The organism is Pseudonocardia sp. NPDC049635 (genome assembly GCF_040659795.1).
Taxonomy (GTDB): Bacteria; Actinomycetota; Actinomycetes; order Mycobacteriales; family Pseudonocardiaceae; genus Pseudonocardia.
On sequence record NZ_JBFAON010000012.1, the window covers coordinates 32,475 to 48,194 of the forward strand.

General features: G+C 73.5%; 14 protein-coding genes. 3 read left to right on the plus strand and 11 right to left on the minus strand.

The features are described from left to right. Positions 1 to 21: 21 nt before the first annotated feature. Positions 22 to 1,929 (minus strand): hypothetical protein, encoded by a 1,908-nt coding sequence (locus AB0J24_RS16080; protein WP_358681623.1) that lies wholly within the window; start codon positions 1,927 to 1,929, stop codon positions 22 to 24. A gap of 91 nt (positions 1,930 to 2,020) precedes the next feature. Between AB0J24_RS16080 and AB0J24_RS16085 the strand changes: the two genes are divergently transcribed. Continuing rightward, positions 2,021 to 2,848 (plus strand): hypothetical protein, encoded by an 828-nt coding sequence (locus AB0J24_RS16085; protein WP_358681625.1) that lies wholly within the window; start codon positions 2,021 to 2,023, stop codon positions 2,846 to 2,848. A 55-nt stretch (positions 2,849 to 2,903) separates the two neighbouring features. Here the strand turns inward: AB0J24_RS16085 and AB0J24_RS16090 are convergent, their stop codons facing one another. From AB0J24_RS16090 to AB0J24_RS16105, 4 genes are all read right to left on the minus strand, one after another. Further along, complete coding sequence (locus AB0J24_RS16090; RefSeq protein ID WP_358681628.1) at positions 2,904 to 4,319, minus strand: Nramp family divalent metal transporter; 1,416 nt, start codon at positions 4,317 to 4,319, stop codon at positions 2,904 to 2,906. Positions 4,320 to 4,423: 104 nt separating this feature from the next. Beyond that, on the minus strand, positions 4,424 to 5,359 hold the full coding sequence (locus AB0J24_RS16095; RefSeq protein WP_358681631.1) for a TAXI family TRAP transporter solute-binding subunit: 936 nt from the start codon (positions 5,357 to 5,359) through the stop codon (positions 4,424 to 4,426). Continuing rightward, positions 5,356 to 6,735, minus strand: a complete 1,380-nt coding sequence (locus tag AB0J24_RS16100) for a HAMP domain-containing sensor histidine kinase (RefSeq protein ID WP_358681634.1) — start codon at positions 6,733 to 6,735, stop codon at positions 5,356 to 5,358. Before AB0J24_RS16100 ends, AB0J24_RS16095 begins: the two co-directional genes overlap by 4 nt. 4 nt (positions 6,736 to 6,739) lie before the next feature. Continuing rightward, on the minus strand, positions 6,740 to 7,408 hold the full coding sequence (locus tag AB0J24_RS16105) for a response regulator transcription factor (protein WP_358681636.1): 669 nt from the start codon (positions 7,406 to 7,408) through the stop codon (positions 6,740 to 6,742). Positions 7,409 to 7,567: 159 nt separating this feature from the next. On the opposite strand from AB0J24_RS16105, the gene AB0J24_RS16110 reads away from it, so the two are divergent. Next, positions 7,568 to 9,385, plus strand: a complete 1,818-nt coding sequence (locus AB0J24_RS16110) for an NAD(P)/FAD-dependent oxidoreductase (RefSeq protein ID WP_358681639.1) — start codon at positions 7,568 to 7,570, stop codon at positions 9,383 to 9,385. Between the two features lie 28 nt (positions 9,386 to 9,413). Beyond that, positions 9,414 to 10,265 (plus strand): hypothetical protein, encoded by an 852-nt coding sequence (locus tag AB0J24_RS16115; RefSeq protein ID WP_358681642.1) that lies wholly within the window; start codon positions 9,414 to 9,416, stop codon positions 10,263 to 10,265. Between the two features lie 45 nt (positions 10,266 to 10,310). Here AB0J24_RS16115 and AB0J24_RS16120 read toward each other — a convergent pair whose 3' ends face one another. The 6 genes from AB0J24_RS16120 to AB0J24_RS16145 are packed head-to-tail and all read right to left on the minus strand — an operon-like array spanning position 10,311 to position 15,579. Then, a complete protein-coding gene (locus AB0J24_RS16120; RefSeq protein ID WP_358681645.1) occupies positions 10,311 to 11,294 on the minus strand; it encodes an ABC transporter substrate-binding protein in 984 nt (327 codons plus the stop codon). Then, the gene (locus AB0J24_RS16125; RefSeq protein ID WP_358681648.1) at positions 11,291 to 11,770 is read right to left on the minus strand and encodes a cupin domain-containing protein; all 480 of its coding nucleotides are present in this window, start codon (positions 11,768 to 11,770) and stop codon (positions 11,291 to 11,293) included. Before AB0J24_RS16125 ends, AB0J24_RS16120 begins: the two co-directional genes overlap by 4 nt. Next, positions 11,767 to 12,891 (minus strand): Rrf2 family transcriptional regulator, encoded by a 1,125-nt coding sequence (locus AB0J24_RS16130; RefSeq protein WP_358681651.1) that lies wholly within the window; start codon positions 12,889 to 12,891, stop codon positions 11,767 to 11,769. The genes AB0J24_RS16125 and AB0J24_RS16130 overlap by 4 nt, the downstream gene beginning before the upstream one ends. Beyond that, positions 12,888 to 14,015 (minus strand): LLM class flavin-dependent oxidoreductase, encoded by a 1,128-nt coding sequence (locus AB0J24_RS16135; RefSeq protein ID WP_358681654.1) that lies wholly within the window; start codon positions 14,013 to 14,015, stop codon positions 12,888 to 12,890. The genes AB0J24_RS16130 and AB0J24_RS16135 overlap by 4 nt, the downstream gene beginning before the upstream one ends. Continuing rightward, positions 14,012 to 14,761 carry an ABC transporter ATP-binding protein gene (locus tag AB0J24_RS16140; RefSeq protein ID WP_358681657.1) on the minus strand — a complete coding sequence of 250 codons (750 nt, stop codon included), beginning with the start codon at positions 14,759 to 14,761 and terminating at the stop codon, positions 14,012 to 14,014. Before AB0J24_RS16140 ends, AB0J24_RS16135 begins: the two co-directional genes overlap by 4 nt. Continuing rightward, entirely contained in the window at positions 14,734 to 15,579 is an 846-nt protein-coding gene (locus AB0J24_RS16145) for an ABC transporter permease (RefSeq protein ID WP_358681659.1), read from the minus strand. Before AB0J24_RS16145 ends, AB0J24_RS16140 begins: the two co-directional genes overlap by 28 nt. Positions 15,580 to 15,720: the final 141 nt, after the last annotated feature.

The following is a 15,720-nucleotide window of genomic DNA, read 5'->3' on the forward strand; positions in this document are numbered from 1 at the left end:
TCGCACATGGCCCGTCTCGCGTCACGCGCCTCCGGTGCGGCTCTGCCAACGCATCCGGGCCCGCCGCGCGGCCTTCGCGATGGCCTTGTCGGGATGGCTCGTGCCGAGTTCGGCGAGCACGTCCCCCAGGTGCGGGTTGTCCAACCGCCACAGGGTCTCGAACACGGGGGCCGTCTCCGGCGGGAACTCCTGCGCGAACAGCTCCGGCCACTGGTCGGGGGCGATCGTGTCAATCGTGACGGCGAGCACGTCGACCGAGGCGTGCAGCAGCAGGTCCGGTTCCAGCTCGGCCGGATCGAGCAGACCGCGCCCGACCAGGCGCCGGGCGACCTGCGCGCGGTGCGGCCCGTCGAGATGCTCGCGCAACAGATCGTCGACGAGTCCGGAGCCGAACCGTTCCGCTGCGACGTTGGTCGCGGACAGGACGGCGACCAGGGGGCGGTCCGGGTCGAGCGCGGCGGTCACGAACGCCGAGACCGCACGCGCCGGATCGGGCTGCGCCGCGTACCAGGCGTCGATGTCGGCGCGCCACTGGTCGGGAGGCACCTCGCCCGCGAGACCGACGATGTCGGCGGCCGTGGCGGCAGCGGGGTCGGGCCTGGTCGGGAAGTCGAGACCCTCGGCGGAGAGCACCAGCAGCGCACACGCGACCCCGCCCGGGGTGAGCGCGACCCGACCGCCGGCCCGCCGCGGCTGTCCGGACGGGTCGGGCAGCGCCTCGGCACCGTCCCAGCGGACCAGCCCCAGCCGTTCGAGTCGCGCGAGCAGGTCGCCGGTGGCCGCGGGCACGACGTCGAGGACCCGGAACCACTCCGACCAGCCCAGGACGAGGCCGAGCAGTTCGGCGAGGGTGTCGAACTCCAGCCCGTCGGCGGGGTGGCGCAGCAGGGCCAGGAACGCAGGCGTCGCGTCGTCGGCCGGATGCGGGAGGGGCTCGTCCTCGTCGTCCTCGTCGGCCAGGTCACCGGCGACCGACTCGAGCTGCGCCTGCAGGATCTCGACGGCGTGCCGCTCCACCTCGTTCAGGGACTCGTCCGCGGAGTCGAGGAGCCCGTCGATGCCCTCGTCGATGAGGTCGCCGGACCATTCGTCGTCCTCGGTGCGCCGGTCCCCGAGCACGGTGAGCACACCCTCGTCACGGGCGGCCAGCACCAGATCCTCGTGGGCGGTCGTGTCGTCCGCCCCGGCGAAGCGCGGCTCCGCGACCAACCGCCCGCCCTCGCGCCGGACCGCCCCGGCCCGTACCGCGGTCTCCAGCACCCAGGTGAGGGTGGGCAGCTGATCGGAGCGGGCGAGCCGGCGACCGCCGGCCGGGTCGGGCACGTCCCCGGTGCCGAGCAGCTCCACCAGGTGCCGGGCGTCGGCGAGCCGCAGGTTCCCGGTCGCGGTGAGGGCCCGTCCACGCTCGCCGCACCACTGTGCCAGCGCGCGTGCGTCCCGCAGGATCGGCGCCTGGGCCGCGCAGGCCGCGCGGTCGGCGGGTGACGGGATACGCACCGGTGCCGGTGGCGACTCGAACTCGGCGAGCAGCGGCTCGATCGGGCCGGCCTCCAGCTCGTCGTAGGTGTCGGCGAAGCCGGTGCACAGCCGCCGGATCGCCGAGGGGCGCGGGCTCGTCGGCGCGAGCAGGCCCTGCTCGTCGAGGTACTCGACGAACACCACGACGGTGAGCGGTACCAGCCGCAGCGGGAGCCGGTGCTCGGCCATGACGTGCGGGCACCACTCGTCCAGGAAGTGCGTGAGCTGGTCGAGCGGCCAGCTCGCGAGATCACCGTCGGCGGTGAGCCACTTGTACTGCATGAGCAGCTCGGCGGACATCGGCTCGCCGGCCAGGTCGTGCTCGTCGAGCCACGCCGCGAAACCGGTGCTCAGCTCCGCCAGACGCTCATGGAACGCGTCGCTCTCGTCCACACCGAACTGCATGCGCATGACGTCGAGTGTGCCCTGCGGCCCCGGTGGTGGCAGACCACCGGCGTGTCCGGCACCGGTTCGTTGCACAGCGGGCAGGATGGGGCGGGCCATGACGACCTTGTTCGCGCTGCTCGTCGCCGTCGCCGCGATGATCGGCAACACCGTCGCCGCACTCTGGGAGGCCAAGGGCAGCCGGTTGGCCAAGTACGGCCGGCCGGTGTGGTTCCAGCCGTGGTTCCTGGTCGGGCTGTTCGCCGACATCGTCGCCTGGGTGCTCACCGTCGTCGCGCTGCGCTACCTGCCGGTGTTCGCGGTGCAGTCGATCCTGGCCGGGGCGATCGCGCTGACCACGCTGGCCGACCACGGCTGGAACCCGTGGAACCTGATCCGGCGCGACCGATGGGCGGTCGTGGCGGTGCTGTCCGGCCTGGTCCTGGTCGCGGCGAGCGCCGAACCGGAACGCCCGGAGGCACTACCCCCGGTGGCGACGCCGGTGTTGCTGGTGTCGTTCGCTCTGTTGCTGGTCGCGACACCGTTCGTGTGGCGGGCAGGCCGCCCGATGCTGCTCGCGTTCCTGTCGGGGCTCGGGTTCGGCGGGACGGCGCTCGCGGTGCGCGCCGTCCACCCCGGCCCGATCCGCTGGGGGACCGTCGCCGACCTGCTGCTCGATCCGCTGGTGTACGGGGTCGTGGTGATGGGCGTGCTCGGGGTGCTCACCTTCGCCAAGGCGCTGCAGGACGGCGCCGTGGGCACCGCGACGGCGGTGCTGTCGGTGACCGAGGTGGTCGTGCCGGGTGTGGTCGGCATCGCGCTGCTCGGCGACCGGATCCGGCCCGCCTGGGAGGGTGCGGCGCTGCTCGGGGTCCTGGTCGCGCTGGCCGGGGTGGTCGCGCTCACCCGGCCCGACCCGGATTCGCAGCGCAGGCGGGTGCACTGAGGGGAGGCGCCCGGCCCGAGGGGGGCGGGCCGGGCGCCGGGGAGCGTTCGCGCCGTCAGCCGGCGAAACGCTGGTACAGGTCGGTCACCAGGAGCGTGAGGAAGAGTGCCGAGGACGCGGCGAGCAGGGTGTTCGACAACCACCGCGAGCGCCCCTCGGCCGCGATCCGCTTCGAGTTGAGCAGCAGCATCAGCGTGATCGCGAGGAACGGCATGAACACCGAGCCGAGGACGCCGTACACGAGCGTGAGCCCGAACGGGCGGTCGATGAACAGCAGCGCCATCGGCGGGACGGTCAGCCACAGCAGGTAACCGCGGAACGGCAGCGAGCGTTCGATCTCGGTGGCGACGAAGGCACCGGAGCGCTCTGCGGGGGCTCCCGGGGCGGCGGCGCCGTCACCGGCGGCGGCCGTGGTCGCCGCCGCGCCGACGGCGGCGTCCGTGGTCGCCGCCGCGCCGACGGCGGCGTCCGTGCCGACCGTCTCGGCGGCCTTGCCGTGCGGCAGCCGCAGCGTGCGGACCATGTCGGCGAACAGCAGGCTGACCCCGTTCCACACACCCAGCAGCGAGCTGGAGGTCACCGCGAGGAAGCCGACCAGGAACAGGATCCTGGCCCACTCCCCGTAACCGGCGCCGAGAGCCTCACCCAGGGTGAGCAGACCGCGGTCGTTCTCGGTGAGGTCCTGGCCGAGCAGCATGGTCGAGCCGACCACCAGCATCGCGATCACGAAGATGCCGGTCATCACGTAACCGACGGTGTTGTCGAGACGCATCATCGACAGCCAGCCGGTGCCCTTCCACCCCTTGGCGAACATCCAGTAGCCGTAGGCGGCCATCGTGATCGTCCCGCCGACACCGCCGATCAGCCCGAGCACGTAGACGACCGAGCCGTCGGGCAGCCGCGGGACCAGCCCGTTCGCCAGCTCACCGAGGTCCGGGGTGACCAGCACGGCCACCGACACCACGGACACGAACTTGATCAAGACCAGCACCGTCATGAACTTCTCGAAGACGTGGTAGCGCTGCGCCCAGACGAGCGCGAGGCCGACCACACCGGCGATCATCGCCCAGTAGCGCACGGACAGGCCGCCGAACAGCGCGTTCAACGGCAGACCGACCGCCGACATCGCGGTCGCCCCGTACACGAACCCCCAGATGACGATGTAGGCCGCGAAGAAGGTCGTCGCCCAGCGCCCGAGCCGGCGCCACCCGTCGAGGAGGGTGGAACCGGAGGCGAGGTGCCAGCGCCCGACGCCCTCGCCGAGTGCCAGCTTCAGCACGGTGCCGAGCAGGGCGGCCCACAGCAGCGCGGTGCCGTACTGCGCACCGGCGATCATCGTCGCGACCAGGTCGCCGGCGCCGACACCGGTCGCCGCCGCCAGCAGACCGGGCCCGAGGCTGCGAAACCGGTCCTTCCCGGTCGGTGGGAGCAGGGGCTCCACGGGACCCTGCTGCAGTGTCTCGTTGCTCATGGGTCGGGGCTCCTCCTCGCCGTTCCCGGACGCCGGGACGCTAGATGCCCCGGGGAGCCCCCTCCGGCATTCTTAGTGAGCTCTTAGTGTTGCGCTGCAAGCGCTTAGCCGTGCATCTCGCGGTAGGCGGCGGCGGCGCCGGGGTGCATCGGGACACCGACCGTGTCGATCAGCGAGGGCTGATCCAGGTACTGGGTGCCCAGCGCCGAGACCGGGGTGAGCTCGTGCGCCCGCTCCACGAGCAACCGGGCGATGGCCGCCGCGTCGTCGTCGGTCAGCTCGGAGCTGCTGACCAGCAGGTTCGGCACCCCGATCGTGACCACCGGGCCGGTCGATCCGTAGACCCCCGACGGGATGACGCCCGCCGTGTACAACCCGGCCCCGACGATCAGCCGGAGCGTGCCGATGTGGTCGGCCAGCGGCAGCAACCGGATCGGCACGCGCTTCGCGAGCGCGTCGACGGCCGGGGTCGGCAACCCTCCCGACCACATCATGGCCTCGATCCGGCCGTCCGCCAGCGCCGCGGTGGCCTCGGCCAGCGACAGCTGCCGCGCCTGCACCCCGACCTCGGCCACCGCGAACAGGCGCGCACCGGCGAGTGCCGCACCGGACCCGGACGAGCCGAGCGACACCGGCCGACCGGCGAGATCGGCCAGTCCGGTGACCGGCGAGTCCGCCCGGACGGCCAGCTGCAGGTAGTTCTCGTACACCCGGCCCAGGGCGAGCAGGTCCAACGGCCGCTCGAACGGCGGCGTCCCGGCCCGGGCGTCGCGCACGACGTCGGTCATGGCCAGCCCGACGGCGGCCGCCCCGCGCGCCACGAGCTCCACGTTCTCCCGGGACCCACCGGTGGCGACGGGGTCGATCCCCCGTTCGCGACCGCCGGAGGCGGCACCCAGCAGACGACCGAACTCGGAGTAGAAGCCGCCGTTCTCACCGGTGGCGAGCCGCAGTACCGGCCGGGGGGACGCACCGCAGGCCGCGAGCGGGAGGAGGAGCAACCCGCCGAGGAAGGCACGGCGCCGGACCGCACCCGTCACAGCCGCTCCAGCGCCACCGTCGCGAGCAGCCCTCCCGCGGCGCTGCGGCCGAGGGTCAGGACGCCACCACGGCCGGCGACCAGCCGGTCGGCGATGGCCAGCCCGAGACCGGAACCACCGGCCGAACGAGCCTGCCAGAAGCGCTGGCGGGCACGCTCCAGGTCACCGTCGGCGAGCCCCGGGCCGTCGTCGGCGACGGTGACGGTGACCGTCGTGGCGTCGCTCGTCCACCGGACCCGCACCGTGGTGCCGGAGCCGGTGTGCCGGATGGCGTTGTCGATGAGGACGTCGAGCACCTGTTCCAGGTCGGTGTCCGGCCATCCGGTGAACAGGCCGGGCGTGCCGTCGCCGAGCAGTGCGACGCCCGCGGCGTCGGCGACCGGTCGCCAGGCGTCCACCCGCCGCGCGGCGACCTCGCCGGCGTCGCAGCGCGCGACCTCGTCCGAACCGGCGGCGACCGCGGACGCCGTCGCCTCGGCCGACGCCAGCCCCAACATGCCGTCCAGCAGCCGTTCCAGCCGGTCGACCTCCTGCTGAGCCGAGTCGTAGGCGCTGCGGCCGATCTCGTCGACGTGCGGCTCCAGGCCGTCCACCCGTAGGCGCAGCGCGGCGAGCGGATTGCGGATCTGGTGGGAGGCGTCGGCGACCAGGCGTCGCTGCTCCTCGGCACCGGCCCGTACCGCCGCCGACATCCGGTTGAACGACTCGGTCAGCGCCCGTAGCTCGGCGGGACCCTCGGACACCGCGATCTGCTCACCGGCCCGGCCCTGCGCCACCGCGCCGACCCCTTCCGCGAGCGCGTCGACCGGGCGCAGCACCCAGCGCGCGACGGCCAGCGCGATACCCACGAACGCCACCGCCGCCGCGAGCGCCCCGGCGAGCACCAGCGACCACGCGGCGGTCACGTCGGCGGCGGCCCGGGACGGGTCGATCTGCAGCAGGACCGCCCCCTCGGCGCGGCTGCCGACGCCGACCGGTTTCCAGGCGAGGATCGGTTCGGCGTCGAACGGGGTGATCCGGTCGGGTACGGCGGGCGGCTCGTTGCGCAGTGCGGCGTCCAGGGCGGCCGGGACGCCGGGGTCGTCGGGTTCCAGCCCGGACCACACGAGCGGGGTGCCCAGCTCGTCGACCACGAGCACTCCCTCGCCGTACAGCTCGGCGTGCCGGTGGACGCTGCGCTGCAGCTCGGCACACAGCTCGTACTCGAGGTCGGCGTTCACCGCGGCGAGGGCGACGAAGCGGTCCAGGTCGTGCGCCCGGCTCATCTCCAGGGTCTGCGCCCGTGCGGTCGCACGCTCGTCGAGCAGCGGTGCCACGAACGCGGCGACCGTCAGCAGACAGCACAGGGACAGCGCCAGGAGGAGACGTCTGCGCACGCCGTCATCCACCGAACCGGAAGCCGAAACCGCGCACGGTGGCGACCAGCCCCGGCCGGTCGAGCTTCGAACGCAGGGCCGCGATGTGCACGTCCAGCGCCTTGGAACCGGACACGGTGGCATCCCCCCAGACCTCGTCGAGCACCTGCTGGCGGCTCACCGCCACCCCCCGCCGCCGGGCCAGCACCGCGACCACGGCGTACTCGGTCGCGGTGAGCGACAGCTCCCGGCCCGCCACGGTGACCCGCCGGGCGTCCAGGTCGATCCGGACGTCCTGCGCGTCGACCACGTTCGGCACGAACGCGGGAGAGGGTACCCGGCGGGCGACGGCGTCCACCCGGGCCAGCAGCTCGCGCAACCGGACCGGTTTCACCAGGTAGTCGTCGGCACCCAGGTGCAGCCCGCGGACCACGTCGCGCTCGGTGGACCGGGCGGTCAGCACGATCACCGGGACGCTGGAGTCGCGGCGCAGCCTGCGCAACAGGGTCAGCCCGTCGCCGTCGGGCAGCCCGAGGTCGAGCAGCACCAGCTCCGCCTCGCTCAGCAGGGCCGCCGCGGCCCCGGCGGTCGCCGCGTGCAGCACGCCGTGGCCCCGCGTCCGCAACGCGTCCACGACGGCCCCGGCGACTCCGTCGTCGTCCTCGATCACGAGCACCCGCACGGTGGCGAGCATGCCGTACCGATCCCTGTTCGGAACAGCGGATGCAACCTTGCCGCAACCGTGTCGTGGAACTCGACGTGTGGTGTTCACTGCACGGGTTGCCCCGACGACCGTGGCACGGACGGCGAGCACCGCCGCGGTCGTGCGAACCCGCTCGCAGGAGGTTCCGACGTGACCGAGACACTCGAGAAGTCCACGGCCCGCGACACGGCGCAGACCTGGTTGACCGCGTTCGGCGACGCACTGGCGGCCCGCGACGTCGACCGGGCGGTCGGGCTGTTCGCCGCCGAGAGCTACTGGCGCGACCTGGTCGCGTTCACCTGGAACCTGAAGACCGTCGAGCACCACGAGGGTGTCCGGGGCCTGCTCGGTGCGACCCTGGAGGGCACCGACCCGACGAACTGGACGATCACCGCCGAGCCCACCGAGGCCGGCGGTGTCACCGAGTTCTGGTTCGGTTTCGAGACGGCCGTCGGCCGCGGTTCCGGCCACGCCCGGCTCGTCACCGAGGACGGCGCGACCCGGGCCTGGACGTTCCTCACCACCCTCGACGAGCTGAAGGGCCACGAGGAGCCGCGCGGGGAGAACCGGCCGTTCGGCACCGAGCACGGCGCGAACCCCGACCGGGTGACCTGGAAGGAGCAGCGCGAGCGGGAACTGGCCGAGCTCGGCCGCACGCGCGACCCGGAGGTCGTGATCGTCGGCGGCGGCCAGGGCGGGATCGCGCTGGGTGCACGGCTGCGCCAGCTCGGTGTCCCGACGATCATCGTCGAGCGCAACGAGCGGCCGGGCGACTCCTGGCGCAAGCGGTACAAGAGCCTCGCCCTGCACGACCCGGTCTGGTACGACCACCTGCCCTACCTGAAGTTCCCGGACAACTGGCCGGTGTTCGCGCCGAAGGACAAGATCGGCGACTGGCTGGAGTTCTACACCCGGATCATGGAGCTCAACTACTGGGGCTCCACCACCGCCCGCTCGGCCACCTTCGACAAGGCGAGCGGACGGTGGGACCTCGTCGTCGACCGGGAGGGCGAGGAGATCACGCTGCGGCCGCGGCAGCTCGTGTTCGCGCTCGGCGTGTCCGGGAAGCCCAACATGCCGACGCTCCCGGGGCAGGAGCGGTTCACCGGGGAGGTCCAGCACTCCTCGCAGCATCCCGGCCCGGACGCCTACAAGGGGAAGAAGGTCGTCGTCGTCGGGTCGAACAACTCGGCGTTCGACATCTGCGGCGCGCTGTGGGAGGTGGGCGCCGAGGTCACGATGGTGCAGCGTTCCTCCACCCACATCATCAAGTCGGACACCCTGATGGAGCTCGGCCTGGGTGACCTCTACTCGGAGCGGGCGGTCGCGGCCGGGATCGACACCCACACCGCGGACATGATCTTCGCGTCGCTGCCCTACCGGATCATGCACACCTTCCAGAAGCCGACCTACGACAAGGCGCGCGAGGTCGACGCCGACTTCTACCGGCGGCTCACCGAGGCCGGCTTCGATCTCGACTTCGGCGACGACGACTCCGGGCTGTTCATGAAGTACCTGCGCCGGGGTTCGGGCTACTACATCGACGTCGGCGCCGCCGATCTCGTCGCCGACGGCCGGGTCAAGCTGGCCAAGGGGCAGGTCAGCGAGTTCACCGAGAACGGTGTCCGGCTGGCCGAGGGCACCGAGCTCGAGGCCGATCTCGTGGTGTTCGCCACCGGCTACGGGTCGATGAACGGTCTGGCAGCCGACATCGTCGGCCAGGAGGTCGCCGACCGGGTCGGCAAGGTCTGGGGGCTCGGGTCGGACACGACCAAGGACCCGGGGCCCTGGGAGGGCGAGCAGCGCAACATGTGGAAGCCGACCCAGCAGCCGAACCTCTGGTTCCACGGCGGGAACCTGCACCAGAGCCGGTTCTACTCGCTGTACCTGGCGCTGCAGCTCAAGGCCAGGCAGGAGGGCATCCCGACACCGGTGTACGGGCTCCAGGAGCGCCACCACCTGTCCTAGCGGGCCCGGGGCGACCTACCGTGTCGTGGTGACCTCGCGTGCGCTGTGGGAGCGCCTCGAACCGATCCACGACGTCGTCTACTTCACCCCGGAGGCCCGGGCGGCGGCGGAGGCGGTGGGTTATCGCGGGTTCTGGCGGGGCTACTTCGCGATGCGTGCCGCCCCGCTGGGGCCGGTGGGTGCGGCGCCGGTGACGGCGGCGTTCCACAACTTCCACCCGGCGATGGTGGCCAGGGCGCTGCCCGAGGTCTGGTCGCTGGCACCGCCGGAGGCCGCGCTGGCCGCCCGGTCGTCCGGTGCGTGCGCGGCCCTGCGCCGGATCCGCCCGGATCCGGCCGGTGCGGCGGCTCCGGTGCTCGCCCGGGCCGCGGAGCTGGCCTGGTCGGCGGCGTCCTCGGTGGACGTCGCCGGCCGGGTGCTCGCCGCGGCGAATGCCGCGCTGCCCCGGCCGGACGGTCCGCTGGAGACGCTGTGGCAGGCCACCACCACGTTGCGCGAGCACCGCGGCGACGGGCACGTCGCGGTGCTGGTCGCCCGCGACATCGGCCCGGTCGCCGCGCACCTGCTGAAGGCCGCGGCCGGTGAGGCCGACGCCGAGTGGCTGCGTACCGCCCGCGGCTGGAGCGAGGACGACTGGATGGCCGGTGCCGACGATCTGCGCCGGCGTGGCTGGCTGGACGCCGACGGCGCGCTCACCGCGGCCGGCGCCGCCGAGCGGGACGGGATCGAACGCGACACCGACCGGGCCGCGGACGGCCCGTGGCGTGCGCTCGGCGAGCACCGCTCGGCGGAGCTGCTCGAACTGCTCGATCCGCTCGCCACGGCGGTGGCCGCGAGCGACATCCCGGCGGGCAACCCGGTCGGGCTGACCCGCTCCTGAGCGGCGGTCGCCGTCGGTGGTCGGCGCCACCGGCCATCACGGGGCTCAGGAACCGTCCGGTCCGCCCAGCTCGTCCACCGCCGAGGCGACGTCGACCGGGTTGCGCAGCACGCCGTAGTCGACGTAGCGGTCGGCGACCTCCTGGACCTCGGCGACCAGGGCGTCGTCCAGCGGCGGGGTCTCGCGCAGGGCCCGCTCGGCCACCAGGCCGGCGATCTCCGCGGGGCGGCCGGTCAGCTCGGAGAAGATCCTCGCGTTCTCCTCCGGGTTCTCCCACGCCCACTGCAACGCGCGGGTGTAGCGCTCGGTGAAGTCGGTCATCGCCGCCCGCTTTCCCGGGTCGTCCAACGCCGCGGTGTTGGCGTCGAGGAAGGTCAGACCGGTGCCGAGCCCCTCGGCGTCACGCAGGATCCGGGCGCCGGACTCCCGCTCGGCGATGGCGGTGTAGGGATCCCAGGTCGCCCAGGCGTCGATCGCCCCCGAGTTCAGAGCCGCGGCCGCGTCGACCGGCTGCAGGAACGAGATCTCGACCTCTTCGGAGGGCACCCCGGCCTCCTCCAGGGCGCGCAGCAGCAGGTAGTGGCTGATGCTGCCCTGGGTGGTGGGGGAGACGGTCGCCCCGCGCAGCTCGGCGACCGTCTGCACCGGGGAGTCCCCGGGCACCAGCAGGGCGAGGCCGCCCTTCGCGGGTGCCCGGGTCGCCTTCACGATCTTGATGCGGTCGGTGGAGGAGAGTGCGGTCAGGGTCGGTGCGTCACCCGCGATGCCGACGTCGATCGCCTCGCTGCGCAGCGCCTCCAGCAGTGGGGCGGCGGCCGGGAACTGGGCCCACTCGACCGTGTACGGCGCACCCTCCAGCACGCCCGAGGCCTCGACGAGCGCCGACTGGATGCCGGCCTGGTCACCGACCTGCAGGGTCACCTCCGAGAGATCGACCGGGCCGTCGTCGGCCGGGGCACCGCCTGCGCAGCCGGCCAGGACCAGCGCGAGCGCGGCGAGCAGGGCGGGGAGCGCGAGTCTGCGGTTCACGGGGTGGGCTCCGGATCGGTGAGCGGGGTGAGCGAGGGGAGGTTCACGACGATCCCCTCCTGGGTGCTGCGCGAGATCACGACGACGGCCGGGTGTTCCGGGTCGGGGTTCTCCTCGCGGTGCGGGACGTAGGGCGGGACGAACACGTAGTCACCCGGCTCGGTCTGCAGCGCGACCTCGCCGGTGCCGTCGTGGAAGACGAACCGCGGGCGCCCGCTGACCACGTAGATCGAGGTCTCGGCCTCGCCGTGGTGATGGTCGCCGGAGTGGGTGTCCGGCGCGACGTGCGTCTCACCGGTCCACAGCTTCCGCGAGCCGACGGTCCGGCCGCTGACGGCCTCGCGCCGCGACATCCCGCTGGTCTGGGCGGTGTCGGCGGTCAGATCGGCGCCGCGGATCAGGTGCACCCTGGCGTGTGCGGGCGGATCGCCGGGGACCGGTCCCAGATCGGGGTGAAAGGCATCGGTGCTGCTCATCGGGGAGAACGCTCCGGGGTGAGTTCGGTGAGGGTGTGACCGGTCAGGAAGTCGGCGACGGTGCGTTCGAGGTCCGCCCACAGGACGGCGGCCGGGCCGTCGCCGCGCACCGTCGCCAGTGCGCCCTCGGTGGCGCGGACGACGTCGGCGACGGTGATCGCACCGGCGGGCCGGGCGAGCCGGTATCCGCCCTCGCAACCGCGCCTGCTGGTGACGAGCCCGGCCCGGCGCAGCGCCAGCATGATGTTCACCAACGAGTTCAGCGGGACACCGCGGGACCGGGAGATCGCCTCGCAGGTGCGGGTACCGGTCCCGTCGTCGTCGGTGGCGGCCGTGGCCAGTTCGGTGAGTGCCCGCAACGCGTGGTCGAGCCGGGCGGACACGTTGAGCGGTGCGGCCCGCCGGGTGCGTGCCACCGGTTGCGCCGCGGCCGGGGCGAGGAACCTCGCCCCCTTGGCGACCTGCTCCAGGAACAGCACCAGGCGGGCCGCGACGATCCGGTGGAACTGGTCGTTGAGCACGTCGTGCACCCCGTGGGCGACGACGGCGAGCTCGTCGGTCGGCCGCACGAGCGTCCGCACCGCGGCGAGCGGGGCGACGACGTCGGCGTCACCGTGCAGCCACAGCACCGGGATCTCGGGCAGCGCGGAGGACGGCACCGGTGCGGCCGGTTCGCCGAGCTCGCCCCAGCGGAACGCCGGATCGGACTCCAGCACGCCACGGTGCACCGGGCACGCGGTGCGGGCGTCGAGTTCGCCGGCGCGGTCGAGCGGCGGGCCGCCCTCCGGTGCTGCCGCGGGCAATCCGGCCAGGACCAGCGCGTCCGGCGAGACGGCGCCGGCGATCTCCCAGGCGCGCAGCGCGCCGGTGTCCGAGCCGAGCAGCACCCGGGCGCCGGTGGCGTCGTCGAGCGCCGCCCCGACGGCCCCGGCGGTGCTCCCGGTGCTCCCGGTGCTCCCGGTGTTCTCCGGGGCGACGACCGTCCAGCCGTCGAAGGCCAGGCGACGTCCGAGCCGGGCGTAGAGGCCCGGGTGCTCGCCGCGCCCCCCGAGCACGACGACGGTGCCCCGGGACGCGCTCTCCGGCGTCCAGCGGGCGGTGGCGGTGGCCGGCGCGCTCATGCCGGGACCCGCACGGCCGTGGCCCGGCGGGCCAGCTCGGCGCGGACCGCGGGCAGCAGTTCGGCGCCGTAGCGGCGGGCGTCGGCGATCGGGTCGTAACCGCGGATCAGCAGCGTGCTCACGCCGAGATCGACGTAGTCGGCCAGCGCGGCGGCGACCGTGTCCGGGGTGCCGACCAGGGCGGTGGAGTTGCCGGCGGCGCCGGACGCCGCCGCCGTCGCCGTCCACAGACAACGGTCGTGCACCTCACCCGCGGCGGCCGCGGCGAGCAGCCGCTGGGAGCCGACGTTGGCCGGGGCGCCGGGCTCACGCATCCGGGTCCCGGTGAAGGAGCCGTGGCCGCCGTTCGCCGCCACGATCCGGGCGTGCACGTCGCGGGCCCTGGCCCACGCCTGCTCCTCGGTGTCGCCCAGGATCGGCCGGAACGACACGCTGATCCGCGGTGCCTCGGCCCGCCCGGCCGCGCGTGCGGCCTCCCGCACGCGGGTGATCTGCTCGGCCGTCCCGGCCAGCGGCTCGCCCCACAGTGCGAACACGTCGGCGTGCCTGCCACCGACCCGGTAGGCGGCCTCGGAGGACCCCCCGAAATAGATCGGGATCGTCGACAGCGGGCGGATCTCGTGGCGGACCCCGGCGACCCGGTAGTACTCGCCGTGGTGGTCGAACTCCTCCGGCTCGGTCCAGGCCCGGCGCAGGACGGAGAGGTACTCGTCGGTGCGGGCGTAGCGCTGCTCCTTGTCCAGCCAGTCGCCGTCGCGCCGCTGGTCGACGTCGCTGCCGCCGGAGATGACGTGCAGCGCGAGCCGACCGCCACCGGTGAAGTGGTCCAGGGTCGCGAACTGGCGGGCGGCCAGGGTCGGCGCGGTGAACCCGGGCCGGTGCGCCACCAGGAAGCCGAGCCGCTCGGAGTGCGCGGCAGCGTAGGCGGCGACCTGCAACCCGTCCGGGGTGGACGACGAGTGGCCGACCAGGACCTTGTCGAAACCCGCCTCCTCGTGCGCGGCGACGAACCCGCGCACGGCGGCGCGGTCGACCACCGGACCGGTCGCGGGCCGGATCTCGGAGACCTCCTGGGTCCCGATCATGCCGATGAACTCGACCTCGGCGCTCGCTGCTGCGGTCACTGCTCCTCCTGGGGGTGCTGGTGGACACCGAGGCGGCCGAGCAGCTCGGCGCGCAGGCGCTGGAAATCGGGATCGGTGACGTCGCGTGGCCGGTCGATCGGGACCGGTGCGTCGTAGGAGATCCGGCCGCCCTCCATCACGAGCACGCGGTCGGCGAGCACCAGCGCCTCCTCGACGTCGTGGGTGACCAGCAGCACGGCACACCGGTGTCGCTGCCACAGCTCGTCGACCAGCCCGCGGGCGGTGATCCTGGTGAGCGCGTCGAGCGCGGAGAACGGCTCGTCGAGCAGCAGCAGGTCCGGGTCGCGGACGAGTGCCCGGGCCAGCGCGGCCCGCTGCGCCTCACCGCCGGAGAGCACCTTCGGCCACACGTCGGTGCGGTGCGACAGGCCGACCTCGGCCAGTGCGGCCTCCGCCCGGGCCCGGTCCGGCCGGCCGGGCAGGCCCATCACGACGTTGCGCCACACCTTCTTCCACGGCAGCAACCGGGGCGCCTGGAAACCGACCGCGCGCCGCCGGGCGACCGTGACGACGCCGGAGACGTCGTGGTCGAGATCGGCGAGGATCCGCAGCAGCGTCGACTTCCCGCAGCCGGATGCGCCGAGCAGCGCCACGAACTGGCCCGGCTCGATGTCGAGGTCGAGATCGTCCAGAACGGTGCGGTCGCCGAAGCGGCGGGTCAGTCCGCGGACCGTGACGGCCCGGCCGCCGGTGCGGCTCACTTCCCGCTGAACGCCGGTCGCCACGACAGGAACCCCCTCTCCAGCATCCGCACGACGAAGTCGCCGAGCAGTCCGAGCAGTGCGTAGAGCGCGAGGCAGACGACGATCACGTCGGTCTGGAAGAACTCGCGGGCGGTGTTCATCTCGTAGCCGATGCCGGAGGTGGCGTTGATCGTCTCGCCGAACACCAGGGCCAGCCACGCGGTGCCCAGCGAGAACCGCAGACCGACCAGGAACTGCGGCATCGCCGACGGCAGGATCACGTGCCTGACCTGGCCGAACCAGCCGAGCCCCAGGGTGCGGGCGGCCTCGACGAGGGTGGCGTCGACGTTGCGGATGCCGCCGAAGAGGTTCATGTACAGCGGGAAGGTCACGGCCAGCGCGATCAGCGCGATCTTGGGTTCCTCGCCGATGCCGAACCAGATGATCAGCAGTGGGATCAGGCCGATCACCGGGACCGTGCGGAGCATCTGGACCGGGGCGTCGATCACGTCCTCACCGATCCGGAACAACCCGGACAGGGTGGCGAGGACGACCGCGGTGACCAGGCCGATCGCGATCCCGGCGACGACCCGGCCGGTGGAGGTGAGCACCGCGCTCTGGATCGCACCGTCGGCCCACATGTCGGCGGCGGTGCCGACGACGGTGAGCGGGGCGGCGAGCACGTCGCGGGGGAGGACGCCGGTGCTGGACAGCACCTGCCACAGCACGACGAGCGCCACCGGCGACGCGGTCTTCACCACCCAGCGCGGGATCCGGCCCGCGCCGTGTTCGTGGCCGGTCCGGAGTGTCTCCAGCTCTGGCGGGGCGTGCGTGCGCTCGCGTTCGGACGTCGTGGTCATGGATGCTCCCAGCGGGATGTCGGGGTGGGCGCGGGTCCGAGCAGGGGTGCGAGGACCGACCCGACCGGCACGGTCGGCGGAGCCCGCGGGCTCGGTGCGGTCACCGCGGGCGGAGTCGTCCGGGCCGGCAGGACCGCGGGC

What these genes read in the sequence shown, in the direction of transcription:
- AB0J24_RS16105 (WP_358681636.1), bottom strand. Translation starts at nt 7,408, where the DNA reads ATGCTCGCCACCGTGCGGGTGCTCGTGATCGAGGACGACGACGGAGTC.
- AB0J24_RS16145 (WP_358681659.1), bottom strand. Translation starts at nt 15,579, where the DNA reads ATGACCACGACGTCCGAACGCGAGCGCACGCACGCCCCGCCAGAGCTG.
- AB0J24_RS16125 (WP_358681648.1), bottom strand. Translation starts at nt 11,770, where the DNA reads ATGAGCAGCACCGATGCCTTTCACCCCGATCTGGGACCGGTCCCCGGC.
- AB0J24_RS16080 (WP_358681623.1), bottom strand. Translation starts at nt 1,929, where the DNA reads ATGCGCATGCAGTTCGGTGTGGACGAGAGCGACGCGTTCCATGAGCGT.
- AB0J24_RS16085 (WP_358681625.1), top strand. Translation starts at nt 2,021, where the DNA reads ATGACGACCTTGTTCGCGCTGCTCGTCGCCGTCGCCGCGATGATCGGC.
- AB0J24_RS16130 (WP_358681651.1), bottom strand. Translation starts at nt 12,891, where the DNA reads ATGAGCGCGCCGGCCACCGCCACCGCCCGCTGGACGCCGGAGAGCGCG.
- AB0J24_RS16090 (WP_358681628.1), bottom strand. Translation starts at nt 4,319, where the DNA reads ATGAGCAACGAGACACTGCAGCAGGGTCCCGTGGAGCCCCTGCTCCCA.